The sequence below is a fragment of the Rhizobium sp. GCM10022189 genome (genome assembly GCF_042656325.1).
Taxonomy (GTDB): domain Bacteria; phylum Pseudomonadota; class Alphaproteobacteria; order Rhizobiales; family Rhizobiaceae; genus Rhizobium.
In genome coordinates, this window is sequence record NZ_JBHSOR010000049.1 from 147798 (window position 1) to 173502 (window position 25705).

Consider the following 25705-nt stretch of genomic DNA (forward strand, 5'->3'; position numbering starts at 1 on the left):
CCGGCGCGGGCCGTTTTCCCTTACTCCGCTGCCTGATAGGCGGCGGGGCGCAAGCTCGCCGTCTTCGGGCCGACGGCGGCAAGCAGGGTGATCAGGATCGCCAGCAGCGCCACGAAGACGATACCGCCGACATAGGGGTCCCAGCCGAAATGCGGGGCCGCGGCAAAGATCGCCGATGCCGCCGCCAGCACGATGCCGCCGCCGATCTGGAAGGACGCGAAAAGCAGGCCGGAGGCAAGGCCGGACTTGTCCTCTTCGACATCCGACAGCGCCGCCACCTGGATCGCCGGGTAGGTCATGGCATAACCGACGCCCAGCGGAATCTGGTTGAGGGCAACCAGGATGATCGGGTCGATGTGGCCGACCAGCGCCACCCAGAGAATGTAGCTCGTGGCCTGCAGGCCTACGCCGACCGCCATCAGGCCTGTCGTGCCGCGGTTCTGCGCGACAGTGGCAAAACGCGGCGCGAGGAACATGACGCAGACGCCGCCGAAGGCGAAGCAGAAGCCGGTGGCAAAGGCCGACCAGCCGACAACATCCTGATAGTAGAGCGTGGCGATGAACTGGAAGCCGACATAGGCGCCCTGGAACAGCGCGGCGATCGCATTGGCATGGCTGAGCTTTGCCCTGCGGAAGATGTGCAGCGGCACCATCGGATCGGCATGGCGCGATTCCACGATCAGGAACAGCGCGATCAGCACCAGGGAGGCGACGAGCGAGCCCCAGGTGAAGAAATCACCCCAGCCGGCGGCCGCGGCATTGGTGATGCCGAAGACGAAGAGCAGGAGACCCGGCGTGATCGTCAGGGCGCCGGCCCAGTCGAAATGTTTGCGCCCGTCGTCGCGGCGTTCATCCGCCGGAAGCACGAAGGGAGCGATGGCGAGCGCCAGTATCGCGACCGGAGCGCCCATGACGAGCGTCGCCCGCCAGCTGAAGATGGTGGCCGCGCCGCCGAGCACCATGCCGAGCACGAAGCCGGTGGCCCCGGTCGAGGCGAAGACGCCGAGCGCCTTTGCCCGCTTCTCGCCCTCGCCGAAGACGGACAGCAGCAGGGCGAGTGCCGCCGGCGCGGTGAAGGCGGCGGCGATGCCCTTGACCAGGCGGGCGGCGATCAGCGTCGGGCCGCTGTCGACGAAGCCGCCGGCAATGCTGGCGGCCGCGAAGATGCCGAGCGACCAGAGGAAGACGCGGCGGTGGCCGAAAAGATCGGCGACACGGCCGCCGAGCAGCAGGAATCCGCCGTAACCCAGCACATAGGCGCTGACGGCCCATTGAAGCGAGGTTGCCGGCATACCAAGTTCGCTCTGGATGGCCGGCAGGGCGACCCCGATGGTGGAAACATCCATGGCGTCCAGGAAGTTCGCGGCGCAGAGCAGCAGCAACGCCAGGCCGGCTCCGCGCGGAGATGGGGAATTGGTCATCGATCTCGGTTCCTTCTTTGCTGCCGCCTTCGCCGGGAGGCTGGCGGGCGGCAGGGAACGCGAAAATGTACAGGTTCAAACCCTATTGCAAATTGATAGTAGCCATGTCAGGTATTACTCATAATGATGAATGACGCTGTCCTCCGCAAAATCGACCTGAACCTCCTGCTCGCCTTCTCGGTGCTGATGCAGGAGCGCAACGTCAGCCGCGCGGCCGAAAGGCTGCTGCTCGGCCAGCCCGGACTTTCGGCCGCGCTCAAGCGGCTGCGCGAGGCGCTGGACGACGAGCTGTTCGTGCGCGTCGGCCGCGGCCTGCAGCCGACGGCGCGGGCGCTCGCCATCGCGCCGGCGATCGAGGATGCGCTCTCCGGCATCGAACGGGCGATCCGTCCGCCCACCCGCTTCGACCCGTCCACATGGCAGGGCGAATTCCGCGTCGGCATGTGCGACAATCTGGAGACCGCCTTTTTCGGCCCGCTGGCGGCCCGGCTGCGGCAGCTTGCGCCGGGTGCGCGGCTGGTCGGCGTTGCCGCCGACAAGCGCGATGCGGCGCAGATGCTCGACGACGGCGCTTACGAATTCAGCATTTCCGTTCACGGCGAACCGGCTTCCTGGCATGTCCGCCTGCCGCTCTTCGAGCAATGCTCGATCGCTATCTACGATCCGCAGCAGTTGAAGCTGAAGCCGCCGCTCAGCATCGAGGATTTCGTCGCAGCGCCGCATATCGCCATCTCCTTTGTCGGCAGCGCGACGACGGCGGTCGATGCCGCGCTCGACAAGGTGGGCCTCAGCCGCAACGTGGTGGCGACGGTTCCGCGCTATTCGGCGGTGCCGCCGGCGCTCAGAGCCATGCCGTCGATCGCCATCGTGCCGGAATCGCTCGGCCGCTGCATGGCGCAGCTTCACAACCTCGAAATCTCGATACCGCCGATCGTGCTGCCGGCCGATCCGGTATCGATGCTGTACCGGCGGGTGGACAGGGCGGACGAGCGGGCGGCGTGGTTCCGGCAGCTGTTTATCGAAGTGGCGGACAAGGCACTGCTTGCTTCGGGATGCAAGGCGGGGATTTGCGCCGAGGCGGCTTGAGGAGAGCCGGCGTGTTGGCGGCGGTTGAGGGTGCCCCGTCCTGCTCAGCACCTGCACAATAAGATAAACCGCCCGTTTGGCGAGCGGTTTATCTGCTTTCGGGTCAGGCATCACTCCAGCCCTTCGCTTAAGCTCCGGGCGTTCGCTGCTGCAATCGATTCACTGGATCGATTGCTCGGGCTACGCCCGACCGCCCCGGCCCTGCGCTTACGCTTCGGGCGTTCGTCGTTACAATCGATTCACTGGATCGATTGTTGCCGCTGCGCGGCATCACTCCTCACTGCCAAACGACGATTGGGGTTTTGTTGGGGACGCGGTCGTAGAGGTCGATGATGTCCTGGTTGAGCAGGCGCACGCAGCCCGACGAGACGGCCTTGCCGATGGAGCGCCATTCGGGATTGCCGTGCAGGCGGTAGAGCGTGTCTTCGTTGTTCGAGAAGATGTAGAGCGCACGCGCGCCGAGCGGGTTCAGCAGGCCGGGCTCCATGCCGCCGCGCTCGATCGAATATTTCGCGAGTTCCGGCTGACGCGCGACCATCTCGTTCGGCGGCTTCCAGCGCGGCCATTTCTGCTTCCACTGGATGACGCCGTTGCCCGACCATGCGAAACCTTCGCGGCCGATGCCAACACCGTAGCGCATCGCCATGCCGCCGGGCTGGACGAGATAGAGGAAGCGCGAGGGCGTATCGACGACGATGGTGCCGGGCGGCTGGCCGGTCGGGTCCACGACCTGCTGGCGATAGTAGCGCGGATCGATCTGCTGGTAGGGAACGGCGGGAATGAGGAAGCCGCCGTCTTCGATCGGGCCGTACATGACGGCAAGTTCTGCTTCGCCGGGCGCGCTCGTCGTCTGGAACGGACGGAAAGGCGAGCGGTAGCTGATCGACATGCCGCCATTTTCGACCGTGTTCGACGTGGAGGCACAGCCTGCCAGCGCGGAGGCCGCTGTCAGAGCCGAAAAGGAGAGAAAGCTGCGACGGGAGAGAGGTTTATCGAGGCTCATAACGCGGGACTGATTTCCTTCGTGATGCGGGGCCTGCCATAAACGCAGCAGAACCCTGATTCGTCCAATGCCGATATCGACTACAGCGCCGCGCGTCTTCAGACGCGCAAAGGACGCTGTAGCACTTTAAATTGCTGCATAATTTTATCCTTAAAGCGATTCCGATTTAAGGAATTATGCAGCAGGAAAAATCTATCGGCTTATGCTAAATAAACCATAGCATCACGCAGACGTGTCCGGCTCCGGGCAGACGATCTCGCCTGCTCTGTTGCAGGCCTACATCACCACGATCTCGGACTTGGCCGGCACGCGGTCGTAGAGGTCGATCACATCCTGATTGATCATGCGCACGCAGCCGGACGAGACGGCCTTGCCGATCGATTGCCAGTCGGGCGTGCCGTGAATGCGATAGAGCGTATCCTGGCCATCCTTGAAAATATACATGGCGCGGGCGCCGAGCGGATTGGTAAGGCCCGGATTCATGCCGCCGTTCTCGGCGGAGAAGGGACGGACCTCCGGCTGGCGGGAAACCATTTCGACCGGCGGCGTCCAGCGCGGCCATTTCTGCTTCCACTGGATGACGCCGCGGCCCTTCCATGCGAAACCCTCGCGGCCGAGGCCGACGCCGTAACGCATCGCCTTGCCGTTGCCTTCGACGAAATAGAGGAAACGGTCCTTGGTATCGACGACGATGGTGCCGGGGCGCTCGTTGGTCTGGTAATCGACCTCCTGGCGCAGATATTCCGGATGGATGCGGCTGGCGGGAATGGCCGGCAGCGTGAACTCGCCGTCCTTCAGCTGGTCGTACATGCCCATGTTGAGGTTCAGCGGATTGCTGACCGGCAGGCCGTAGGTCTGGTGGAACTGCGTCTGGTAGAGTTCGCGCGTCTGCGGCACCGGCTGATCGGGGATCGGCTTGACGCGGCGCGGGTCGACACCCGGCGGCTCGTAGAACACCGGCGAGATTTCCTGCACGAAGCGCGCGGGCGAATCGGCTGCGACATCGGGAACGAGAATGTTGCAGCCGCTGAGCGTCATTGCAGCGGCCGCGAGCCCGACAAAGGGAAAAGCCCGGCGCGGAAAATTCATGAAACCATCCTCATCAGCGATAGCAGAGACAGCATTATCTGCTCGCAGGATGGCATTCGCGGCTGGCGCGAGGCTGGTGGCGGAGACGCAAACCGGCCGGGGACGGCGGCAGTCAGGCCGCCACGCCGTGGAAGAACTGGATGCTCTGCGCGATCTCGGCCGGCAGCGCCGAGGTATGGTTGCCGGCAACCGTGGCCGCGTCGATATGCGTGCCGGCCGCGCGGGCGCGCGCGACAAGCAGATCGGCGCGGTCGTTGAAGTGCGACTCTTCCGTGCCATGCAACACGCGCAGCGGGCATTTGAAGCTGTGCGCATAACAAAGCGCGGTGCGCACCTCGAATTCGTGCGCGTTGGAATCGTCGAAGCGGATGTCTTCCGGATAGCGGCTGAAGAAGCGGAAAGCGTCGGCATTGCCGGAAATCGGCACGGCGGCCCGGAAACGCTGCGTGCTCATGGCCGTCAGCATGGTCAGCGTGCCGCCGATGCTGTGGCCGGCGATGAAAAGGCGCTCGGGATCGACGCCCGGCAGATGGCGCAGGCGCTCGGTGGCGGCCAGCACGTCGTCCACCTCGTCGTAGAAGCCGGAGAAATTGCCCATCTGGCCGTTTTCGCCGCGCACGGAGGGCATCATCACGACGTAGCCGGCATCCATATAGGGCTTCATCAGCTGCCAGTGGCCGATGCCCATGGCATTGCCGCCGTGGAGAAAAAGGATGCCGGGCTTGGCCTTGCGCTCGCGCTTGTACTTGGACACCCAGGCGGTCAGTTCCAGCTCGCCGCCATAGCCGGAGCGATAGAAGATCCGGTCGGCATCGGCGGGTGCCGTCAGCGGCTCGTATTTGTCCGGCGCCGGCCCCTTCTGCAGCAGCCTGGTGCGGAAGTGGCGGCGAACATGGGCATAATCATGCCTGGCAAGCCTCGGAACGTCGGGAATATCGAAGGCGTTCGCCAGCCGCGGCAGCACAAGCGCGCCGGCCATGCCGGCAAGCAGGCCGCGGCGTTGACGGAAAAAGGCATTTCGTTCTTGCGAGCTCATACGCAGCACCCATCATTTCCCCGGCGCAAAAAATCTGCACCGGAAGAGGCTGACCGCCAATACACATGCTGTTGAAAACGGGGGGCCTGCGTCATTGTTGCGCAGGCCGATGTCATCAAACCGCCTTGGCGTCGATCATAGCGATGAGCGTGCGCAGCCGGTCGGCCTCGTAGGAGGGCTTGTCGGGGCGCAATCTTGCGATGCGGGGAAAGCGCATGGCGACCCCGGATTTATGCCGGGTGGAGCGGTTGATTCCCTCGAAGGCGACTTCCACCACGAAACCGAACTCCTTGTCGGCGCGCACGGCCCTGACCGGACCGAAACGCTCGGTCGTATTGTTGCGCACGAACTTGTCCAGCACTTCCAGCTCGGCATCGGTGAAGCCGAAATAGGCCTTGCCGACGGGCACGAGCTCTTCGCCATCCTCTCCCTCCGCCCAGACGCCGAAGGTGAAATCCGAATAGTAGCTGGAGCGCTTGCCGTGGCCGCGCTGGGCATACATCAGCACCGCATCGACATTGTAGGGATTGCGCTTCCACTTGAACCACGGCCCTTTCACGCGGCCGGCCTGATAGATGCTGTCGCGCCGCTTGATCATCACGCCCTCGATGACGGGATCGGGCGGGGCGGCGCGCAGATCGTCGAGCTCCGCCCAGTTGGAGAAAGGCACAAGCGGCGAAAGGTCGAAGCGGTCGTGCGGGGCGCGGTCGACAATCTCCGAGAGCCGGTCGCGGCGCTCGACATAGCTCTTGCCGCGCACGTCCCGTTCGCCGTCGAAGAGCATGTCATAGGCGCGGATGAACGCCGGATATTCCTCCAGCATCCTTGCCGTCACCGTCTTGCGGTTGAGGCGCTGCTGCAGGTCGGAGAAGGTGCGGGTCGGGCTGTTGGAACGCGCCGTGCCGCCGACCAGAAGCTCGCCGTCGATGACGCCGGAGAAGCTGATCGATTGCAGGATATCGGGAAAGGCGCCGGAGATATCGTCGCCGGAGCGGGAATAGATCCGGCGCGTCTCGCCGGAACGGGACAGCTGGACCCGGATGCCGTCCCATTTCCACTCGGCGGCGTAATCGGCGGGGTCGAGGGCATCGAGATCGCCCTCCTCCACCGGATTGGCGAGCATGACGGAATGGAAGATGGCGGGCGTTGCCAGCACCGGCTTTTCCGCCCCGCCCTGCAGCCACTTGAAAAGCGATTCATAGGGCGGCTGCAGGCCGTGCCACAGGGTCTCGATCTCGGTCACGTCCTTGCCGCCGAGATCGGCGAGCGCCTGTTTGGCAAGGCGGGCGGATACGCCGATGCGCAGCGCCCCGGTCGCAAGCTTGATGAAGGCGAAGCGGCCGGAGGAATCGAGCCGGTCGAGCAGGTCGCGCACGAAGCTGCGCACTTCCGTGCGGCCAAGCGAATTCATCCGGACGACGACATCGCCGAGACGCGGCCGCGCAAATGCCGCGCGGTCGATATCGCGCCCGTTGTCCCAGACCAGCGAGATGGTTTCGGCGAGGTCGCCGACATAGTCGTAGGAATAGCGGAACAGCACCTCGTCCATGCGCTCCAGCACCAGCTCGCGCAGCATGGCGGGCTTGACGTTGCGCACCTCCAGCGTGCCGGCAATCGCGGCAAGGCCGTAGCCGCGATCGGGGTCCGGCGTGTCGCGGAAATAATCGGCCAGGAGCTTGAGCTTGCCGTTGCGGCTGGGGGTGAGGACGAGGCGGTCGAGCAGGTCGGCGAAGGCTTTCATGGCAAGCCTCCTGCCCTTCTCCCCGCTGGGGAGAAGACATGTTTGGTCAGCCGCTCGCTAAACTTTTCGGTTCGTGGGAAGGGGCTTTCAGCCACAGGCTCCATCCTCAATCCCCCTCGTCCTCATACCCCACCAGATGCAGCGGCCTGGCCCGGATGCCCTGCAGCTCGCACCAGCGCACCAGCGCCTCCTCGCGGCCATGCGTCACCCAGACTTCCTGAGGGCCAAGTTCCGTGATCGTCTCGGTCAGTTCCGGCCAGTCGCAATGGTCGGAAATGACGAGCGGCAGTTCGACGCCGAGCTGCCTGGCGCGCTGGCGCACCATCATCCAGCCGGAGGCGAAGGAGGGCAGCGGATCGTTGAAACGGCGCGCCCAGCGGTCGGCAAAGGCGGAGGACGGGCCGATGACAACAGCGCCCTTGAAGACGGACTTGTCGCTGCTTTCGACGGTGGCAGGCAGAAGCTCGCCGAGATCGATGCCCTGGCCGATATAATAGTCGCAGAGCCGTTCCATGGCGCCGTGGATATAGATCGGCTCGCTGTAGCCGCTGTCGCGCAACAGGCGGATGACGCGCTGCGCCTTGCCGAGCGCATAGGCGCCGACCAGATGCGTGCGCTCCGGGAACTGGCGCAGCGAGGCGAGCAGCTTGCCCGTCTCGGCGATCGGGTCGGGATGATGGAAGACCGGCAGGCCGAAGGTGGCCTCCGTGATAAAGACATCGCAGGGCACCGGCACATAGGCTTCGCAGGTCGGGTCGGGGCGGCGCTTGTAATCGCCCGATACGACGATGCGCGTGCCGGCCTTCTCGATGGCGATCTGGGCCGAGCCGAGCACGTGGCCGGCGGGATGGAAGCTCACCTTCACGCCGTTGATATCCAGCTCTTCCCCGAAGGCGACCGGCTGCCGGGCGGCCGAGAAGCCGTCGCCGTAGCGGATGCCCATGATATCGAGCGTCTGGCGGGTGGCGAGCACGTTCCTGTGGCCGGGACGGGCATGATCCGAATGGCCGTGGGTGATCAGCGCCCGCTCCACCGGCCGCACCGGATCGACATAAAAGCCGCCCTCCGGGCAATAGAGCCCTTCGGGGGCGGGATAGAGCAGCGCGTCAGGTCTCATGGCAGCAAAGATAGCGGGAAATGCGTTTTGCGCCAGAGGGATGGCGGGCGCCGATTTTATCGGCGCGGCCTGCCATTGCATCCGGATCCGAGCCCCGCTAGCTTCGCCCGCGCTGCAGCGGGCAAGCAGATGAGAGGCGCATGCGGACTGTTATCGGATATGGACTCCTGGCACTTTCGCTGACGCTGCCTGCGGCCGCCTCGGCAACCGGCTGGCAGCCGGGCGAGGAAGTGCAGGCTTACGCGATCACCGGCCGCACCGGCATGGAACTCTACCGCTCCATCGGCGAACGCGGGCCGCAGGTCGGGCCGGGACGGGTGATCGCGCATACGACCTTCAAGCTGACCTGGACGCGCAAATACGAACAGCAGGGCAGCGCCTGCGTGCTGACATCGGCAAGGCCGAAGCTCACGATCATCTACACGCTGCCGAAGGCGCCTGGCGACCTGCCGGCGGCCACAAAGGCAAGCTGGGAGAGCTTCATCGCCGGCGTACACGCGCACGAGCGCTGGCACGGCGAGACGATCATCGAGATGGTCAGGGAAATCGAGGCGCTGAGCAACGGCTTCTCCGTGCCCGACGATCCCGGCTGCAAGAAGATCAGGCCCGCGCTGACGGTGCGCCTCGGCGAACTCTCCAACAAGCAGCGCCAGCGCGGCCGGGATTTCGACCGCGTCGAGATGAGCGAAGGCGGCAATATCCAGCAACTCATCCTGAAGCTGGTGAACGGCCCCTGACCGGTTCAGAGCGCGGCGAGGAAAGCATCGACGCGGCTCCAGGTGGCTTCGGCGGCCGCCGCATCGTAATCCGGCAGCGACGGATCGGTGTAGAGATGGCCGACGCCGGGATAGAAGAAGACCTCCAGGCCGATATTGGCTCTCGCCGCATGCGCACGCCACGCGGCCACCTCGTCCGCCGGCTCGAAATCGTCGGGATCGGCAAGATGGACCTGAACGGGAATGCCTTCGCGCGCATTGGCCGGAATTTCCGCGATACTGTGCAGCAAGAGCATGCCCGACGCCATCGGCCGGGTCGGCCAGAGACTGGTCGCGATGCCGGCTCCCATGGAAAAGCCGCCAAGCACGGCCGATGCCGGCAGGTCGGCGATCGCCAGATCGGCGCGCTTGCAGAGCCGCATCCAGCCGATCTCCTCGCGGATGGCGAAACCTTCCTCGATCGTCCGCCCTACCCTGCCCTCGTAGAGATCGGGCGTCACGACCTGATGGCCCGCCGCGCGAAGGCGCTCCGCCGCGTCCTGCTCGAGCGAGCGAAATCCATAGACCGAATGAAAAAGTGCAATCGCCGCCATCGCTGCCTCCTGATTTGCGGGCTCAGCATAAGGTTTCCACAACGCCAAGGCGAGATTTACCGCACAAAAACCCCAAACGAGCCAAAGAACCACCAGAATCGCTTTCTAGCCGTTGCCGAGGCACGACCGGAGGGGATGATGGGACGGAAGCTCAAATATGCAGGCATGGCAATTCTCGCCTTTGCCGCCGCGGTTTATCTCAACAATAGCAGCCTTCTGGCCGAACATCGCGACGGCAAGCCACTGCTTCTGGCGCATCGCGGCATCGCCCAGCGATTCGACGAGACCGACCTCAAGAACGATACCTGCACGGCCGCGCGCATGCTGCCGCCGCAACACGACTATCTGGAAAATACGATCCGCTCCATGCGGGCGGGGTACGATGCCGGCGCCGACGTGGTGGAGATCGACGTGCATCCGACGACCGACGGGCAGTTCGCCGTCTTCCACGACTGGACGCTCGATTGCCGCACGGACGGGCATGGCGTCACGCGCGACCATTCCATGGCCGAAATGAAGCTGCTCGATATCGGCTACGGCTATACCGCCGATGGCGGCAAGACCTTTCCCTTCCGCGGCAAGGGCATCGGAGAGATGCCGACGCTCGACGAGGTCCTGTCCGCCTTCCCGGACAGACATCTGCTCATCAACGTCAAGAGCCGCGACCCTTCGGAGGGCGAGAAGCTCGCCGCCGTGCTGAACGGCCTTCCCGCCGAGCGGCGCGCCAGGATCATCGTCTATGGCGGCAACGAACCGATCGACCGCATCCGGCACCTGGCGCCCGATATCCGCACGGCCTCGCGCGCCAGCCTGACGGGCTGCCTGACCGGCTATATCGGTTACGGCTGGACGGGCATTCTGCCCGACGCCTGCAGGAATGCGATGATGCTGGTTCCGATCAACTACGCGCCCTGGCTCTGGGGCTGGCCGGACAGGTTCCTCGACCGGATGCAGGAAGCCAATACGCAGGTCTTCGTCATCGGTCCCTATCACGGCGGCGGCTTTTCCACCGGTATCGACGATGCCGAAAGCTTCGCGCGGCTGCCGCGGAACTATTCGGGCGGCATATGGACGAACGAGATCGAGACGATCGCCGGTCTGGCGAAGTGATCAGCCGCCCCGCGCCAGCAACATGACGACGATCTCTTCCGGCGCGACGGGTCTGGAGAAACGATAACCCTGCGCCTCCTCGCACCTGGCATGGCGCAGGAATTCCAGCTGCGCATCGGTTTCCACGCCTTCGGCCAGCACCGAGAGCTTCAGCGTCTGGGCAAGGGAAATGACGGCGGAAGCGATGGCGACGGCCGTCTTGTCGGCAGGCAGCGCCTCGACCAGCGACCGGTCCATCTTCAGCCGGTCGAAGGGAAAGGTCTTCAGCGCGGCAAGCGAGGAATAGCCGGAGCCGAAATCGTCGATCGACAGGCGCACGCCAAGCGCGCGCAGCGACAACATGAGCGCAAGGGCGCGGGCGGCATCCTGCATGATGACGCTTTCCGTCACCTCCAGCTCCAGCCAGCGCGCATTGAGCCTGTGGCGGTCGACCGCCTCGGCGACATGCGAGGCGAAATCGGGATCGGCAAACTGCTTGGGCGAGACGTTGACGGCAATGGTCAGCGGCGTCAGGCCCATGTCCTGCCAGGCCCGCGCCTGGCGGCAGGCCTCGTTCAGCACCCAGAGGCCGAGCGGCACGATGAGCCCGGTCTCTTCGGCAAGCGGGATGAAATTGGCGGGCGAAACCATGCCCTTGGCCGGATGGTTCCAGCGCACGAGCGCTTCCAGGCCGGTGATGCGGCCGGTCGCGACATCCACCTGCGGCTGGTAGAGCAGGAAAAGCTGATTGGCGACGATCGCCTGACGCAGCTCCTCCTCTTCGCTGAGCGGCAGGTCGACGGCCTTGCCGACGACGCCGTCGTGATATTGCAGCGTGTTGCGGCCGAGCTGCTTGGCACGGTACATGGCGCGGTCGGCATTGGTGAGCAGTTCTTCCGGCGTGGCGCCATCCCGCGGGAAGGCGGCGATGCCGATGCTGGAGGTGACGGCGATCTCGCCGATCTCGGAGCGGACCGGCCGGGAAATCGCCTTCTGCAGCTCGCGCAGGCGACGCATGATGCCGGCATCGTGGCTGGACTGGTGGACGAGCACGACGAGGAATTCATCGCCGCCGAGGCGCACGACCATATCGGAGGCGCGCACGCAGTTCGCCATGCGGGCCGCCGTTTCCTTCAGCACCTCGTCGCCGGCGGCGTGGCCGCTCGTGTCGTTGATCTCCTTGAAGTTGTCGAGATCGATATAGGCGACCGTCACCTTGCGGTTGTTGCGGCGGGCCTGATCGAGGATCTTTGCCATGCGCTCCTTCAGGAAGGCGCGGTTCGGCAGGCCCGTCAGGTCGTCGTGATGGGCCATGAAATGGATGCGGTCGTCGACGCGTTTGCGCTCGATGGCGATGCCGGCGATATGGGTGGCGAGCGCCACCAGCTTCGTCTCGTGCTCGCTCGGGCGCCGCACCTCCTTCGAGTAGAGCGCGAACGTGCCGAGCACGTTCTTCTGCGAGGTGGAGATCGGCGTCGACCAGCAGGAGCGGAAGCCGAACTGGCTGACCATCACCCGGAAATCCTCCCAGAGCGGATCGGCCATGACGTCCTCGACGATGACGGTTTCGCCGCGCCAGGCCGCCGTGCCGCAGGAGCCCACGTTCGGGCCGATGACGACGCCGTCGATCATGCGGCTGTAGGCGCCGGGCAGATTGGGCGCGGCGCCGTGATAGAGCCGGGTGCCTTCGCCGTCGAGCAGCAGCACCGAGCCGGAAATGCCGGTCATCTGCCGCTCGATCAGCAGCACCAGCGCCTCCAGGATCATCGGCAGCGGTTCGTTGCGGGCGATCATTTCCAGCAGGTTCGCCTGGCCGCGATAGAGCTCTTCCTGCCGTTTGCGCTCGGTGATGTCGCGGGACAGGCCGATCAGGCCGACGACCTCGCCGCTGTCGTTGCGCAACGGTATCTTGGAGGTCAGGCGGTACATGGCGCCGCCGCCCGGCAGGGGCACGAGCTCTTCCATGTCGATCCGGGGTTCGCCGCCGGCCATGATCTGCTGCTCGATATCGAAATAGCGGCGGGCCGTTTCAAAATCGAACAGGTCGAAATCGCGCTTGCCGGCGATCTCGGCGGCGTTCTCCAGCCCGTGGCTGCGCGCCATGACGGCATTGGCAAAGACGAAGCGGCCGTCGCGATCCTTGACGTAAAGAAAATCGGGAAGCTCGTGGACGATGGCCTTGAGGCGAAGGTTCTCTATGCCCTCGGAAAGGTGATGGGCGGTCGCCGCCATCATCGCCTCGGTGGCGGCCACGATGCGCTGTGTCTCGGCCGTGAAACTATCGCCAGATTGCCAACGCCGGACACCTATTCCACTCATGACGCTGTTCTCCCGGTACTCGCAGGCCTGTGCACAATAGTCATAACTGAAACCGCTTTCCAAAATAGCGAGCATTTCCTTCGGGTTGTTTAAATGGAAAGGTGAACAAGACAAAAATATACGGAAGGTTGCGCTTGCCACTCGACCCACGGTTATTCCTCTCTTGCGGATATGTGCCGAAAAGAGGCATTTCGGCTGGCACGAATCCTGCGTCGGCGCCGGCATGAAAACGGATTTCAGCAAGATCTCCCGGCGGGATATGCTTGGCGCGCTGGCCGCCTCGGCAGCGGCCATGGCCGCGCCGCGCGCCTTTGCGGCTCCGCCCGGTGCCGGGCAGCCTGGCCTGCGCGGGGCAATCGATGCCGTGCAGTATCGCGCCGTTCCCGAAAGCGGCGACAGGAAGAACCGCGACCTGCAGCAGATGATCGACAAGGCGGCGCGCGACAACGTGCCGGTCTTCCTGCCGCCGGGCACCTACCGCGTTTCCAACCTGACGCTGCTGGACAATACGCGCATATCGGGCGTGCCGGGCGCGACAAGGATCGTCTATACCGGCGAGGGCCATCTCTTTAGCGCCGACAACGTGGGGCGCATTGCGCTTTCCGATCTTGTCATCGACGGATCGAACCGCTGGCTTGCCGATTATGCCGGCGCCCTCGTGCAGTTTACCGGCGTCGGCGAGGTGCTGATCGACAATTGCGACATCGCCGGCAGCCGCAAGCACGCGCTGCAGCTCGAGGGCTGCGGCGGGCGGATCGAGCGCAGCAGGATCTCGGGCGCCGGACAATCGGGCATCTATGCGGTGGAATCCTCGGGGCTTTCGATAACGGGCAACACGGTTTCGGATTGCGGCAACGGCGGCATTCTGGTGCATCGCTGGAAGAAGGCCGAGGACGGCACGATCGTGTCCGGCAACCGCGTTTCCAATATCCGCGCCAATGACGGCGGCACCGGCGAAAACGGCAACGGCATCAATATTTTCCGCGCCGACGGCGTGACGGTGACGAACAACCAGATCGCCGACTGCGCCTTCACCGCCGTTCGCGCCAATTCCGGCTCCAACATCCTGATCGGCAACAACCAGTGCCGCCGCTCCGGCGAGACGGCGATCTATGTGGAGTTCGAATTCGTCGGCGCCGTCGTCACGGGCAATGTGATCGACGGGGCGGCGAACGGCATTTCGATCGCCAATTTCGACCAGGGCGGCCGGCTGGCCAGCGTGACGGGCAACGTCATCCGCAACCTGACGCTCGAAGGGCCGTACAAACACGAGGTCGGCTTCGGCATCGGCATTGCGGCGGAAGCCGATACGCTGGTGTCGGGCAACGTGATCGAGGATGCGCCGCGCTGGGGGCTGCAGATCGGCTGGGGACCCTATCTGCGCAATGTCGTCGTCAACGGCAACGTGGTGCGCAAATCGCCGGTCGGCTGCGCGGTTTCGGTTGCCGAAGGCGCCGGTTCGGCCGTCATCACCGACAATATCTTCCAGGACATGGGCAAGGGCGCCGTGCTCGGCTTCGAATGGGAGAAGCAGGTCTCGGACGAGCTTGCCGGCGACAATTCCCGCTACGGGCAGCTGACGGTCGAGCGCAACCGGATTTCCTGAGCGCCATCAAAAGCTTTCATCGACCTATCATCCGAAGGTGCTTTTTTCGCAGCCTTGCCGGCTCTAGGCTGCGGACAAAGGAAGGGGACATTGCCATGCTGACGATCTACGGGGTTTACCGCTCGCGTTGCGCGCGCGTTTACTGGATGGCCGAGGAACTGGGGATCGAATTCCAGTCCGTGCCGGTGCTGCAGGCCAGCCGGCTTGCCAATCCGCTGTCGCCGGATGCGCCTGTCAACACGCTCTCGCCGGATTTCCTGTCCATCAATCCGATGGCGATGATCCCGGCCATCAAGGACGGCGACCTCGTGCTCAACGAGTCGCTGGCGATCAACCTCTACCTTGCGCGCAAATATGGCGGCGAGCTTGGCGGCAAAACCGTCGAAGAAGACGGTTTGATGACGATGTGGACGGTTTGGGCAGTTTCCGAGCTTGACGGCAATACCGGCAAGATCGTCTCGACCTATGATAACGGCCGCGAAAACACCGAGGCGGGACGCGCGGTGATCGATGTCGCCTGCCGCACCATGAAGCGGCCGCTGTCGGTTCTCGAACGGCATCTCGAGGGCAAGGACTGGATCGTCGGCGGACGGTTCACCGTCGTCGATCTCAACATTGCGGAAGTGCTGCGCTACGCCCAGAGCGAAACCGCCCTTTTTGCCGCGCATCCGAATATCGATGCCTGGATCCGGCGCTGCCAGTCGCGCCCGGCCTATCTGGAAATGCAGCGCAAGCGCGCGCTGGAGCCGGTCGAGGTCTGACGCTATTCGAAGAGCGCCGCCGTCTCGGCCATTTCCTCCCGGATCCAGGCCTTGAAGTCGCGCACCGTCTTCGGTTCGCGGCCGCCTTCGGGCGTCACGAAATAATAGCCGTCGCCGGTATTGGCGCGGATGCAGAAGGGCGCGACCAGCCGCCCTTCGCGCAGCGAAAAACCGGCAAGCGTCTGCCAGGCGAGCATGACGCCCTGGCCGGCGATTGCCGCATCGAGGCAGAGCGAGGCGTCGTTGAAGCTGTGGCGCACGACAGGCGGCGCGCCCGAAAGGCCGGCCGCGCGCATCCAGACATCCCATGTGAACATGGCATTTGCATCGATGACGGCAGGCAGTTTCAGGATATCGGCCGGCTCCTTCAGCCGTGCTGCCATTTCAGGAGAGCAGACGGGAAAGACGACCTGATCGAGCAGATGCTCGACCTTCACGCCCGGCCAATGGCCCTTGCCGACGCGGATGGCGACATCGATATCGGAGGCGGCCGGATTGACGAGCCTGGTCGTGGCGTCGAGGCGCAGGTTGATCTCCGGATGGCGCTCCATGAAGCGGTCCAGCCGGCAGACCAGCCAGCGGGCGGCGAGAACGGGTGCGACCGAAATGGTCAGGATGCATTCGTCCTTGCGCTGCGCCATCGCGACGGCTTCGGAAAGGTGCAGGAAGCCTTCGTTGAGCGCCGCCAGAACAGGCGCGCCGGCTTCCGTCACCAGCATGCCCTTCGGCGTGCGCTCGAAGAGCAGCCGTCCGAGCTGGCCTTCAGCCTTGATGACCTGCTGGCTGACGGCGCCGACGGAGACGCCAAGCTCGTCCGCAGCCGCCTGGAGCGAGCCGAGCCGGCCGACGGCTTCCAGCGCCCGAAGGCCGTTGAGATGGACGGAGTTGAGATTTCTCATATAGTTTTCCTATAGCAGGAACCCGGTAATCTCAATTGAAAAACAGGCCTTCGCCGCCAATATTGGCATGGCGGGACGATGATGTCCGAAGCGTAGCATGAACCGAGCGCGGGCGCCCGCGGGAATATGTGCGGCGAAAGCCGAGCCCGCCCTCAGAAAGCGAGAGCAAGATGTCATTGCTGAAGTTTTTCTTGAGCCGGTCAGACCCTGCCGCCAGGGTCTCGCAAGGCGAATATGACGGGGATGCCGATCTTCTCGCCCATCCCGACATTGCCTCCATGTCGCAGCGGGAGCTTGCCGACCTGCCTCTGCCGGTGCTTGCTCCCAAACCGCCGTTGCAACGACAACTAGAGAAATGCGTCTGAATATATGCTAGATTTCCGCCGGGGACGATTCAGGGCGGATACCATGACGGAGAGCGTGGAAGACATTCTGGCGCGGCTGAAGCGGCTGGCGAAGGAGGCCGGCCTGCCCGGCATCGAGGAAAGCACCTCCTACGGCAACCTGGCGCTGAAGGTCGGCGGCAAGAGTTTCGTGGCGGTCAAGAACGACGAGACGGTGGTGATCTCGGTGCCGATCGACCACAAGGAGCACCTGCTGACGATGGCGCCCGATATCTACTATCAGACGAACCATTATGTCGGCTGGCCGCACCTGCCGGTTCGCATCGCGGCCATCGGCGACGACGAACTCAGGCAGCGGCTGATCGACGCCTGGACCTACCGGGCGCCGAAGAAGCTGATTTCGGCCTATCGGGCCTGTGGCTAGGCTTTTTCGCGGGCCAGCGCGCGCTGGACGGCCGGGCGCTCCAGCATCCGGGCATGATGTTCGCTCACCTTCGGGAACCGGGCGGGATCGACGCCGTCGGAGGGCAGCCAACCGGTCATGACGAAGAGATAGGGGTCGGCGACCGTATAGGCCTCGCCCATCACCCACGGTCCCGCAAACATCTTCGTTTCGATCAGCTCGAAGCTTTCCGCCATCGTCTGCGGCACCTTGGCCTTCATCGATTCCAGCGCCGCTTCGTCATCGGCCCAGCGCGAGCCGCGCGGGCGGTGGGCATGGTTCACATGCACGGTCGACGAAATATAGCCGTTGAAGGCCTGCAGGCGGGCGAACTCGAAGGGATCGTCGAGAGGCGCGAGCCTTGCTGCCGGCGCCATCTGGGCGATGTAGGCGAGGATCGCCGTCGTCTCGGTCAGGACGCCGCGATCGGTCGCAAGCGCGGGAACGCGCCCCTTCGGATTGATCTCCAGATAGGCTTGCGAGCGCTGCTCGTTCTCGCGGGTGTTGACCTTCTTCGTCTCGAAGGAAAGGCCGGATTCCTCGAGCGCGATGAGGCTTGCGAGCGCGCAGGTACCGGGGGCGAAATAGAGTGTGAGCATGGTGGGACTCCCCTTTCGGGGAGCCTTATAGCGCGTGCGCCGCGGCGAACGGAAGACCAGGTTTCGTCATTCGCGCCGCCTTGTGCCCATCAGGCGCAGCCCGGCACGTCCTCCAGCCGGTGCCAGACGGGGATGCCCCGCTCCCTGGCGATGCGCACGTCGTTATCGGCGCCCTTGGAATCGCCCGGCAGGCGCAGCACGCCTTCGCACAGCTGCAACAGGCGACCGGCGACCGGATGGAAGATTTCCTCGTAGAGGTCGTCGCCGACCGCCTTGCCGCCGGCAGCGTGCCAGACGGGCAAGGCCACCCATTCGCCGATGACAGGCAGATGGCCCGCCTTGAAGAGCGCATAGGACGGCTCCTCCAGGCGCTTGAGATTGGCCGCCATCTTCGCCGGGTCATCGCCCGTTCCGGACCTGTAAGGCCCGGCAATCAAAATCAACATGGTCGTCTCCATCAACTCCCGGCTTCATGCACGGGATTTCGCGAAAATGCATGATATTTCTTGAATGTCGAGTCGTATCGTGCATATTCACGATATTTCGTAAATTTTCGTGCAGAGATCGCCATGCTGACCACGCAACGCAAAGCCCTTATCCTCGACATCCTGCGCCGTGACGGACAGGTGATCGCCAAACGCGTGGCCGAGGACTTCGCGCTGTCGGAGGATACGATCCGCCGCGATCTCCGGGAGATGGCGGCGGAGGGGCTGCTGAAGCGCGTGCATGGCGGCGCCCTGCCCGTTGCCCCCGACCTGCCTGACTTCACGGCCCGCCGCGACGTCGCTTCCGCAGTCAAGGCGCGGCTCGGCGCAAAGGCGGCGCAGATGGTGAAGGCCGGGCAGATGGTGTTTCTCGACGGCGGCACGACGACGGCGGAGGTCGCCCGCCAGCTGCCGCGCGACATTGCCTTCACCATTGCCACCCACAGCCCGACGATTGCCGCCGAGCTGGAGCATCACCCGACAGCGGAAGTGATCCTGTGCGGCGGCAGGCTCTACAAACATTCGATGGTGGCGACAGGCGCGGCGGCGATGGCGGCAATTTCGGCCCTGCGGCCGGATCTCTTCTTCCTTGGCGTCACGGCCGTCCATCCCGTGCACGGGTTCTCGACCGGCGATTTCGAGGAGGCGGCAATCAAGCGGCACATCGCGCGCTGTTCGGCGGAGACGCATGTCCTGCTGACGGCGGAGAAGTTCGATCTGGTTTCGCCCTGCCAGGTGCTTGCCGCAAGCCAGGTGGCGGGAATGATCGTGCCGGCCGAGATGCCGGCGGAGCGGCTTCGGCCCTATGCCGAGCTCAATGTCGCACTTGCCGCAGCCTGACCCGCTTGCGGCGGAGCGGCGGCACGAGGCCCGGCGGCAGCAGGGTGAGAAGCAGCGCGACGACGAAGACCGAGAGCACGAAGATGCCGGGCAGGATCGTGCCGAAGCCAAGCGCCAGCGCAGCCTGCAGGCGCGGCTGGAGATTGGCGATCACGGCCGGGAGCGCCGGCAGGGCCAGAGCCTTCGCCACCGCCCATGGCAGCCAGCTCATTTCGGCAAGAGCGGCGAGCGCGCCATAGAGGGCGGCGGCGCGGACAATGCCGCGCAGAAGCGGCGAGGCGCCGAAGGGCCTGGTGTCCCCCTCCTCGAAGGCAATGGCGAGATAGGCAAGCAGGCAGGCGAGGAAGAGGAAGGCGAGCGGCAACGCAGCCGAAATCGCCTGCCATTGCAGGCGTTCGCCGGTTGCGACGAACAGCAGGAAGGGCGCGCAGGCCATGAACCACAGGGCCGCCAGCGGTCCCCAAGACCGCAGAAGCGCGAGATAGGCAAGCCGCAGCATCACGGTGCCGAACAGAATGCCGATCGCGATCCAGGCGAGCGCGGTTTTCAGCGTACCGCCCATGAACCGCACCACCGGCATGCAGGACCCGGCCATTTCCACGCAATGGGAGAGCTGCAGCACGAGCCAGGTGAGGTGGTCCAGGCAGATGGCAGAGAATATCAGGAGAATGATGCCGGTCAGCATCCACCATAAATAGCGGCCTGCGAACATCTTCTGCCCTCGCAGCTTCGGAGGAACCGTATTTTCGCTCCGTCACCGCGAAAGGCATGTCCGACCGCCGGGACGTGCCCCTTTTATATTAGGCAATTCTTATTTTTTTTATAACTTATATGTTTAACAATGCGCGGATCGGCGGCGATCAGGCAAGGGCATCCGTCACCCTGACATCGCCCACATGGATGCCGTTCCAGTTGCGCATCGACCTGTTGGCCAGCGCGCTCAGGGCGGCATGTTCCCTGCCGCCCCTGTCGAAGAAGCGGGCAAGCGCTGCGGCGACCATGGCCTCGGCGGCGCGGGTCGCACCGTCGTCACATTTCAGCGCGATCGCGATGCCCTGCTCCGGAAGGGCTGCGCAGAAGACGCCTTCCGCGCCCGTCTTGCAGAAGATGCGGCCGGGGGCGATCTGCATCAGCTCGGTGCAGGCGCGCCCGGTGCCGGCCACATAGAAAGGTTCCGCCATGCAGGCCTGCAGGAGGCGGCGGGAAGCGGCCGCGCGCTCGCGGCCGAGGCCGTTGCCTGTCGCCATCTTCGCAAAACCGTGCGCCAGGGCTTTCAGCGGCACCGCATAGGTCGGGATGGAGCAGCCGTCGGTGCCGCAATTGTCATGGCCGAGTGCGGCGCCCGTCAGGCTCTCCATGGTCTCGCGGATCTGCTGCTGCAGCGGATGGCCGTAGCCGACATAGCCCTTGCTCTCGATGCCCTGATGGCAGCAGGCGCAGACGAAACCGGCATGTTTGCCCGAACAATTGTTGTGAAGCGCGGTCGGCTTTTCGACCGTGCGTGCCTGATGGATCAGCGTCGTCTGGTCGGAGGACCAGTGCGCGCCGCATTCCAGCGCCCCGACGTCACGGGAAGCACGCGCGAGCATGGCAGCGGCAAGCGCCACATGCTCGTCCTCGCCGCTATGCGAGGAACAGGCGAGCGCCAGCTCCCTGTTGCCGAAACCGTACGCGTCCGCCGCGCCGCTTTCGACCAGCGGCAGCGCCTGCATGGCCTTGCAGGCCGAGCGCGGAAAGACAGCCGCCTCGATATCGCCGAGCGAAAAGACGGTACGGCCATCGCCGTCCACGACCGCAACAGAGCCGTGATGGCGGCTTTCGACGAGCGAGCCCCTGGTGACTTCGACGAGGACGGGATTGGGCATGGGCATGAATCCGGATTATGGGCAAGAAGACCGCAGCCATACCGCCTCGCTCTGCGAAAGCCAATGGAATTCGCTGCGTTATCGGCCAATCACAGTATCTGAACAGCCATCACACGAAGTGACTGTTGGTGCGGCAAACTATCGTTTTGCGTGTAGGCGCGATGGGGCTAAAGGTGGCGCGTCAGGACTCATTCTCATGCCATCCTCATTTTCTTCGATCATCCGCGACAGCCGCATCCGCATTCCGACCGTCACGCTGGTGGCGCTGGCCTTCACCTATGCCTCGACGGTTCCCTACCAGTCGATCATCGGCATCAGCGAACTCGGCATGAGCGACGGCGCCTATTCGGCGCTGGTCTTCTTTGCCGCCGTCGTCAACGTGGCGATCAGCCTGACGCTCGGCATATGGTCGGACCGGCTGACGGAAAGACGCCCGCTGGTGCTGGCGCTTTCCGTCGCCGGCATCATCGGCTTCGGATCGATCGCGCTCATCCACAGTCCCGCCGTCTTCATCTTCTCGGTGCTCTTCCTCGTGCCGATGAGCAATTCCACCTATTCGGTGCTCTTTGCCAGCGTCAGGGCGCGCACCAACCAGCTGGCCCGCAGCGAGGCGGTCGCCATCACGTCGACGGTGCGCGCGCTCTATTCCGGCTCCTGGGCCGTCGCGCCGGGCCTCGTCGGGCTGGCGCTCGTGACGTCGCCGTCGATGACGCCGGCCTATGGGGTGGCGGCGGCCGCAAGCCTCATCTGCTTCTGCCTCTATTTCTTCTTCGCGCCCGGCAACGGCCCGGTGCGCGAGCCGGCGCCCAACCAGCCCGGTTTCTTCGCCTCGCTGAAGCGCGTCTTTGCGCCCGACGTTTTCCTGCGCGTCTTCGTCATGTCGCTGCTGCTCGGCCTGCAGCGGCTGAACGGCATGGTATCGCCGCTCATCGTCGTGCACTCGATCGGCGGCAGCGTCGTCGATGTCGGCTTCCTGTCGGGGCTGACGGCCTTCCTCGAAATGCCCTTCATGATGATGTGGGGGCTGGTGCAGCGGCGCTTCCATACCGTGCATGTGCTGGCCTTCGGCACGGCGCTCTACTGCCTCTATCTGGTGCTGCTCGGCTTTGCGACCGCGCCCTGGCAACTCTACGCGCTGCTCGGCCTGAACGCCTGCGGGGCAGCCGCCATCCTCAGCCTGCCGATCACCTATCTGCAGGACCTGATCGCCGACCGGCCGGGCCTCGGCAGCTCGCTCATTTCGCTCAATACCTTTATCGGCATCGGCGTTGCCGCCGGGCTTTTCGCACTGGGGACGGCGGTGACGAACTATTCCGGCACGGCCTTTGTCGCGGCAGCCACCGGCGTCGTCACCATCGTCATCCTGCTCTATCTGGAAAGCGGCGGCCGGGTGCGCCAGCCCGCCTAGCTGGCTCGTGTCCGGTCATCCGGCCGTGATGCGATAGGCGCAGCGGCGCGCCCCCAGCAGGATATGTTCGCTGCGCTCGACATTGGCCGAGAGCACGCTGCGGAAGGTTTCGAGCTCGGAGCGGCAGAAGCCGGCGCAGGTAGTTGCCGCCGCGCAGATCGGGCAATGGTTCTCGACCAGCATCAACGAGCCGTCCTCCTCCTGCCAGCAATCGGCCATATAGCCCTCGCGGCTGCGGATGGCGGCAAGCCCTTCGACGCGGGCGGCAAGATCGGCCCTGTCCGCCAGTTCGTCGCGATAGCGCTTCAGCGTTTCGTTTTCGCGGGCGGTGATGACGGCATCGAGTGCCGCCGGGCCGAGCTGCCGGACAAGGGTCGTCAGCAGGCTCGCCGTCAGCTCGGCATGGCCGTCCGGGAAATGCCTGTTGCCCTCGGCCGTCAGATGCCAGAGCTGGCTCGGACGCCCCCTGCCCCCGGCGGCAACGGCCACGGGCTCCACCAGCCCCTCCTCCGCCATCTTCGCGAGCTGCTGGCGAGCGGCTTCGCCGGAAATGCCGAGCGCATCGCCGACCGCGGCGGCAACCTGCGGCCCTTCTGTCTTCAACAGGATCAGGATACGATTGACGGGGGACTGGCGCATATTTTTCCAAGTTATCTCTTGTTTTAATTCGAGACCCATGCAATTTTCCAATGCATAACTTGGAAAATAATCACGGGTCAGGAAAAACGCAAGGATTCATCATGTCCGAAACCGCCCTGGAACCTTCAGGCTCGCCCACGTCCGTCTTCCGGCTGTTTTCTCCCGCGCTTCTGCCGGCAACGCTGATGCTGGGCGGCGGCATGACGATTTCCGCCGTCGAGAGCTACATCACGGCAACGATCGCGCCCAGCATCGTGCGCGACGTCGGCGGGCTGGAACTGTTTTCGCTGGTGACGACGCTTTATGTCGCCGCCACCATATTGGGTTCGATCTTCGTGGCGATGCGGCCGAGGAATATCGGGCTGCGCGGCGTCTATATCATCGCGGCCGCAATCTTCGGCGTCGGCAGCCTGATTTGCGCGGCCGCGCCGTCGATGCCGGTCGTGCTGATGGGCCGGACGGTGCAGGGTTTTGGCACCGGCGCCCTCGCCGCCCTTTGTTACGCCTTCATCCGCTTCGTTTATCCCGAGCCGCTCTGGCCCAAGGCCTCGACGCTCTATGCGGCGATCTGGGGCGTTTCGACCGTCATCGGTCCGACGCTCGGCGGCTTCTTCGCGCATGGCAGCGCCTGGCGCTATGCCTTTGCCGTACTCGTGCCGCTTGGCGTGCTGATGGCGGCGCTGGCGCCGCGGCTGCTCCCGCAGGCCGAGGACGACCGTGAACAGACAAGGATGCCTGTCGCGCAGATCTGCCTGCTGCTTGCCGCAGTGCTGCTGGTCAGCACCGCGGGCACGACCGAGGTGACGGTAGCCAAGGCTGGGCTGATCACTGTCGCGGCCATCGCCGTCGGCGCCATGCTGGTGATGGAACGCAGGGGCGGCAACCGGCTGCTGCCATCGGGCGCGGTCACGCTGGGCCAGCCGATATCGCGGGTCTACCTGACGATGATCGGCCTCAACCTCGTTCTCGTCAGCGACATATTCGTTCCCTATTTCCTGCAGGTCCTGCACGGGGTAACGCCGCTGGTTTCCGGCTATCTCGTGGCTCTCGTCGCGCTCGGCTGGACGGTGGCCGCCTTCTTCAGCGGCTCCTTCTCCGGCCGGAAAGCCAATGCCGCGATCGTTGCGGGCTGCCTGACCGAAGCGGTCGCGACGGCCGTGCTCGCCGTCTTCCTCGCCCGCGAGAACCCGCAGGCGCATCTCGTCATTCTCGGACCGGCGGCGGTCGCCATGTTCATGATGGGTTTCGGTGTCGGCCTCGGCTGGGCGCATCTCGTCGCCAAGGTGCTGAAGCTGGTGGCCGACAGCGAACAGGACAAGGCTTCCGCCGCCATCCCCACCATGAGCTCGCTCGGCAGCGCCTTCGGCGCGGCCTTTGCCGGCGTCATCGCCAACGGCGCGGGGCTGGTCGAGCCGGGCGGCATTGCGGGCACGCTTTCGGCCGCGAGCTGGCTCTATCTCGTCATGGCCCTGCCGGGGCTGATCGCAACGGGCGCTGCGCTGTCGCTTGCAGCACCGGCGCGGACATCACCGCCGGTTTGCAGACAGCCGGACGCGTGAATGCAAGATGTCAGAGCGTCAGCATGATCTTGCCGATGTGGCTGCCGCTCTCCATCAGCCGGTGGGCGGCGGCCACGTCCTCGAAGGCGAAGGTCCTGTGGATGACGGGGGCGACCGTGCCGGCTTCCAGAAGCGGCCAGACCTCGGAGAGAAGATCGTCGCGGATCGCCCGTTTCTCCTCCGCCGTGCGCGGGCGCATGGTCGAACCCGTCACCGTCAGGCGCTTGACCATGATCGGCGTCAGATTGACCTTTTCGGCCACCGCGCCCTGCAGGAAGGCGATGATGGAGAGGCAGCCGTCCTTCGCCAGCGAGGCGATGTTCTTCTCGAAATAGGCCGCGCCGATCATGTCGAGCACGATATCGACGCCCTGGCCGGTCTCCTGCCGGATGACGGCGGCGAAATCCTCTTCCCGGTAGTTGATCGCGCGCCTGGCGCCGAGCTTCTCGCAGGCCTCGCACTTCTGCTTCGAACCCGCGGTCGTATAGACCTCGGCGCCGAAAGCGCGGGCAAGCTGGATGGCGGTCGTGCCGATGCCGCTGGAGCCGCCGTGGATCAGCACCTTCTCGCCTTCCGTCAGCCCCGCCATCTGGAAGAGGTTGGCCCAGACGGTGAAGAAGGTCTCGGGAAGGGCCGCGGCCTTCACCGCGTCGTAACCTTTCGGGAAAGGCAGGACCTGACCGGCCGGCAGGAGGCAATATTCGGCATAGGCGCCGCCATTGGCAAGGCCGCAGACCCTGTCGCCCAGCGAAAATCCCGTCACGCCGGGACCGATCGCGACGACCTCGCCGGCAAGCTCCAGGCCGAGGACGGGGCTGGCGTCCTTCGGCGGCGGATAGCTGCCCTGGCGCTGGGAAATATCCGGGCGGTTGACGCCGACCGCTTCGCTGCGGACGAGGATCTGGCCTTCCGAGGGCAGCGGCACCGGCCCGTTTGCGATGACCATCGCCTCCGGCCCGCCGAAAGAGGGCAGATCGACAAAACGCATATGCGACGGCAACGACATGACCCGGCTCTCCCGATTCCGAAGCTCTGGAGATAAATCAGG

General features: G+C 64.7%; 25 protein-coding genes. 10 read left to right on the top strand and 15 right to left on the bottom strand.

The genetic code is table 11. The features are described 5' to 3' along the window. Positions 1-20: 20 nt before the first annotated feature. The gene (locus ACFPWW_RS21800; protein WP_377313200.1) at positions 21-1421 is read right to left on the bottom strand and encodes an MFS transporter; all 1401 of its coding nucleotides are present in this window, start codon (positions 1419-1421) and stop codon (positions 21-23) included. A gap of 123 nt (positions 1422-1544) precedes the next feature. On the opposite strand from ACFPWW_RS21800, the gene ACFPWW_RS21805 reads away from it, so the two are divergent. Then, positions 1545-2507: a LysR substrate-binding domain-containing protein gene (locus ACFPWW_RS21805; RefSeq protein ID WP_377313201.1), complete on the top strand. Its 963-nt coding sequence runs from the start codon at positions 1545-1547 to the stop codon at positions 2505-2507. Between the two features lie 277 nt (positions 2508-2784). Here ACFPWW_RS21805 and ACFPWW_RS21810 read toward each other — a convergent pair whose 3' ends face one another. The 5 genes from ACFPWW_RS21810 to ACFPWW_RS21830 all read right to left on the bottom strand — a co-directional run bounded on the left by ACFPWW_RS21810 (position 2785) and on the right by ACFPWW_RS21830 (position 8493). Next, on the bottom strand, positions 2785-3510 hold the full coding sequence (locus ACFPWW_RS21810; RefSeq protein ID WP_112568485.1) for a L,D-transpeptidase: 726 nt from the start codon (positions 3508-3510) through the stop codon (positions 2785-2787). 276 nt (positions 3511-3786) lie between these two features. After that, a complete protein-coding gene (locus tag ACFPWW_RS21815; RefSeq protein ID WP_377313202.1) occupies positions 3787-4599 on the bottom strand; it encodes a L,D-transpeptidase in 813 nt (270 codons plus the stop codon). A 112-nt stretch (positions 4600-4711) separates the two neighbouring features. Continuing rightward, on the bottom strand, positions 4712-5635 hold the full coding sequence (locus tag ACFPWW_RS21820) for an alpha/beta hydrolase family protein (protein ID WP_112568481.1): 924 nt from the start codon (positions 5633-5635) through the stop codon (positions 4712-4714). A 115-nt stretch (positions 5636-5750) separates the two neighbouring features. Then, entirely contained in the window at positions 5751-7376 is a 1626-nt protein-coding gene (locus ACFPWW_RS21825; RefSeq protein ID WP_377313203.1) for a cisplatin damage response ATP-dependent DNA ligase, read from the bottom strand. Between the two features lie 106 nt (positions 7377-7482). Beyond that, entirely contained in the window at positions 7483-8493 is a 1011-nt protein-coding gene (locus ACFPWW_RS21830) for a ligase-associated DNA damage response exonuclease (RefSeq protein ID WP_377313204.1), read from the bottom strand. Positions 8494-8633: 140 nt separating this feature from the next. On the opposite strand from ACFPWW_RS21830, the gene ACFPWW_RS21835 reads away from it, so the two are divergent. Continuing rightward, the gene (locus ACFPWW_RS21835) at positions 8634-9230 is read left to right on the top strand and encodes a DUF922 domain-containing Zn-dependent protease (protein WP_377313205.1); all 597 of its coding nucleotides are present in this window, start codon (positions 8634-8636) and stop codon (positions 9228-9230) included. Positions 9231-9235: 5 nt separating this feature from the next. Here ACFPWW_RS21835 and ACFPWW_RS21840 read toward each other — a convergent pair whose 3' ends face one another. Continuing rightward, entirely contained in the window at positions 9236-9844 is a 609-nt protein-coding gene (locus ACFPWW_RS21840; RefSeq protein WP_377313821.1) for a dienelactone hydrolase family protein, read from the bottom strand. Between the two features lie 96 nt (positions 9845-9940). Between ACFPWW_RS21840 and ACFPWW_RS21845 the strand changes: the two genes are divergently transcribed. Beyond that, positions 9941-10912, top strand: coding sequence for a glycerophosphodiester phosphodiesterase family protein (locus ACFPWW_RS21845; RefSeq protein ID WP_377313823.1), 972 nt, complete (start codon positions 9941-9943; stop codon positions 10910-10912). Here ACFPWW_RS21845 and ACFPWW_RS21850 read toward each other — a convergent pair whose 3' ends face one another. Further along, positions 10913-13210: a putative bifunctional diguanylate cyclase/phosphodiesterase gene (locus ACFPWW_RS21850; protein ID WP_377313206.1), complete on the bottom strand. Its 2298-nt coding sequence runs from the start codon at positions 13208-13210 to the stop codon at positions 10913-10915. Between the two features lie 223 nt (positions 13211-13433). Between ACFPWW_RS21850 and ACFPWW_RS21855 the strand changes: the two genes are divergently transcribed. Together ACFPWW_RS21855 and ACFPWW_RS21860 are read left to right on the top strand one after the other, a co-directional pair. Then, positions 13434-14816, top strand: a complete 1383-nt coding sequence (locus ACFPWW_RS21855; protein WP_377313207.1) for a TIGR03808 family TAT-translocated repetitive protein — start codon at positions 13434-13436, stop codon at positions 14814-14816. 95 nt (positions 14817-14911) lie between these two features. Further along, positions 14912-15577: a glutathione S-transferase family protein gene (locus tag ACFPWW_RS21860; protein WP_112568469.1), complete on the top strand. Its 666-nt coding sequence runs from the start codon at positions 14912-14914 to the stop codon at positions 15575-15577. 2 nt (positions 15578-15579) lie between these two features. On the opposite strand, the gene ACFPWW_RS21865 is transcribed toward ACFPWW_RS21860, so the two are convergent. Further along, entirely contained in the window at positions 15580-16476 is an 897-nt protein-coding gene (locus tag ACFPWW_RS21865) for a LysR substrate-binding domain-containing protein (protein WP_112756651.1), read from the bottom strand. A gap of 191 nt (positions 16477-16667) precedes the next feature. On the opposite strand from ACFPWW_RS21865, the gene ACFPWW_RS21870 reads away from it, so the two are divergent. Both ACFPWW_RS21870 and ACFPWW_RS21875 read left to right on the top strand, forming a co-directional pair. Then, a complete protein-coding gene (locus ACFPWW_RS21870; protein WP_377313208.1) occupies positions 16668-16841 on the top strand; it encodes a hypothetical protein in 174 nt (57 codons plus the stop codon). A 43-nt stretch (positions 16842-16884) separates the two neighbouring features. Beyond that, the gene (locus tag ACFPWW_RS21875) at positions 16885-17244 is read left to right on the top strand and encodes an MmcQ/YjbR family DNA-binding protein (protein WP_112568463.1); all 360 of its coding nucleotides are present in this window, start codon (positions 16885-16887) and stop codon (positions 17242-17244) included. Here the strand turns inward: ACFPWW_RS21875 and ACFPWW_RS21880 are convergent. Both ACFPWW_RS21880 and ACFPWW_RS21885 read right to left on the bottom strand, forming a co-directional pair. Then, the gene (locus ACFPWW_RS21880) at positions 17241-17861 is read right to left on the bottom strand and encodes a glutathione S-transferase family protein (protein WP_112757978.1); all 621 of its coding nucleotides are present in this window, start codon (positions 17859-17861) and stop codon (positions 17241-17243) included. The genes ACFPWW_RS21875 and ACFPWW_RS21880 overlap by 4 nt on opposite strands. Before the next feature lie 89 nt (positions 17862-17950). Further along, positions 17951-18307 carry a DUF4406 domain-containing protein gene (locus ACFPWW_RS21885; RefSeq protein ID WP_112568754.1) on the bottom strand — a complete coding sequence of 119 codons (357 nt, stop codon included), beginning with the start codon at positions 18305-18307 and terminating at the stop codon, positions 17951-17953. Between the two features lie 123 nt (positions 18308-18430). Here ACFPWW_RS21885 and ACFPWW_RS21890 point away from each other — a divergent pair, with 123 nt between their 5' ends. After that, entirely contained in the window at positions 18431-19186 is a 756-nt protein-coding gene (locus tag ACFPWW_RS21890; protein WP_377313209.1) for a DeoR/GlpR family DNA-binding transcription regulator, read from the top strand. On the opposite strand, the gene ACFPWW_RS21895 is transcribed toward ACFPWW_RS21890, so the two are convergent. Then, positions 19161-19898: a hypothetical protein gene (locus ACFPWW_RS21895; protein ID WP_377313210.1), complete on the bottom strand. Its 738-nt coding sequence runs from the start codon at positions 19896-19898 to the stop codon at positions 19161-19163. The genes ACFPWW_RS21890 and ACFPWW_RS21895 overlap by 26 nt on opposite strands. A gap of 148 nt (positions 19899-20046) precedes the next feature. Further along, a complete protein-coding gene (locus ACFPWW_RS21900; protein ID WP_377313211.1) occupies positions 20047-21051 on the bottom strand; it encodes an asparaginase in 1005 nt (334 codons plus the stop codon). Positions 21052-21247: 196 nt separating this feature from the next. Here ACFPWW_RS21900 and ACFPWW_RS21905 point away from each other — a divergent pair, with 196 nt between their 5' ends. Beyond that, positions 21248-22459: an MFS transporter gene (locus ACFPWW_RS21905; protein WP_377313212.1), complete on the top strand. Its 1212-nt coding sequence runs from the start codon at positions 21248-21250 to the stop codon at positions 22457-22459. A gap of 15 nt (positions 22460-22474) precedes the next feature. Here the strand turns inward: ACFPWW_RS21905 and ACFPWW_RS21910 are convergent, their stop codons facing one another. Continuing rightward, the gene (locus tag ACFPWW_RS21910) at positions 22475-23098 is read right to left on the bottom strand and encodes a helix-turn-helix transcriptional regulator (protein ID WP_377313213.1); all 624 of its coding nucleotides are present in this window, start codon (positions 23096-23098) and stop codon (positions 22475-22477) included. 101 nt (positions 23099-23199) lie between these two features. Here ACFPWW_RS21910 and ACFPWW_RS21915 point away from each other — a divergent pair, with 101 nt between their 5' ends. Next, on the top strand, positions 23200-24657 hold the full coding sequence (locus ACFPWW_RS21915) for an MFS transporter (protein ID WP_112756664.1): 1458 nt from the start codon (positions 23200-23202) through the stop codon (positions 24655-24657). Between the two features lie 10 nt (positions 24658-24667). On the opposite strand, the gene ACFPWW_RS21920 is transcribed toward ACFPWW_RS21915, so the two are convergent. Beyond that, complete coding sequence (locus ACFPWW_RS21920; RefSeq protein WP_112704242.1) at positions 24668-25663, bottom strand: NAD(P)H-quinone oxidoreductase; 996 nt, start codon at positions 25661-25663, stop codon at positions 24668-24670. Positions 25664-25705 lie beyond the last annotated feature (42 nt).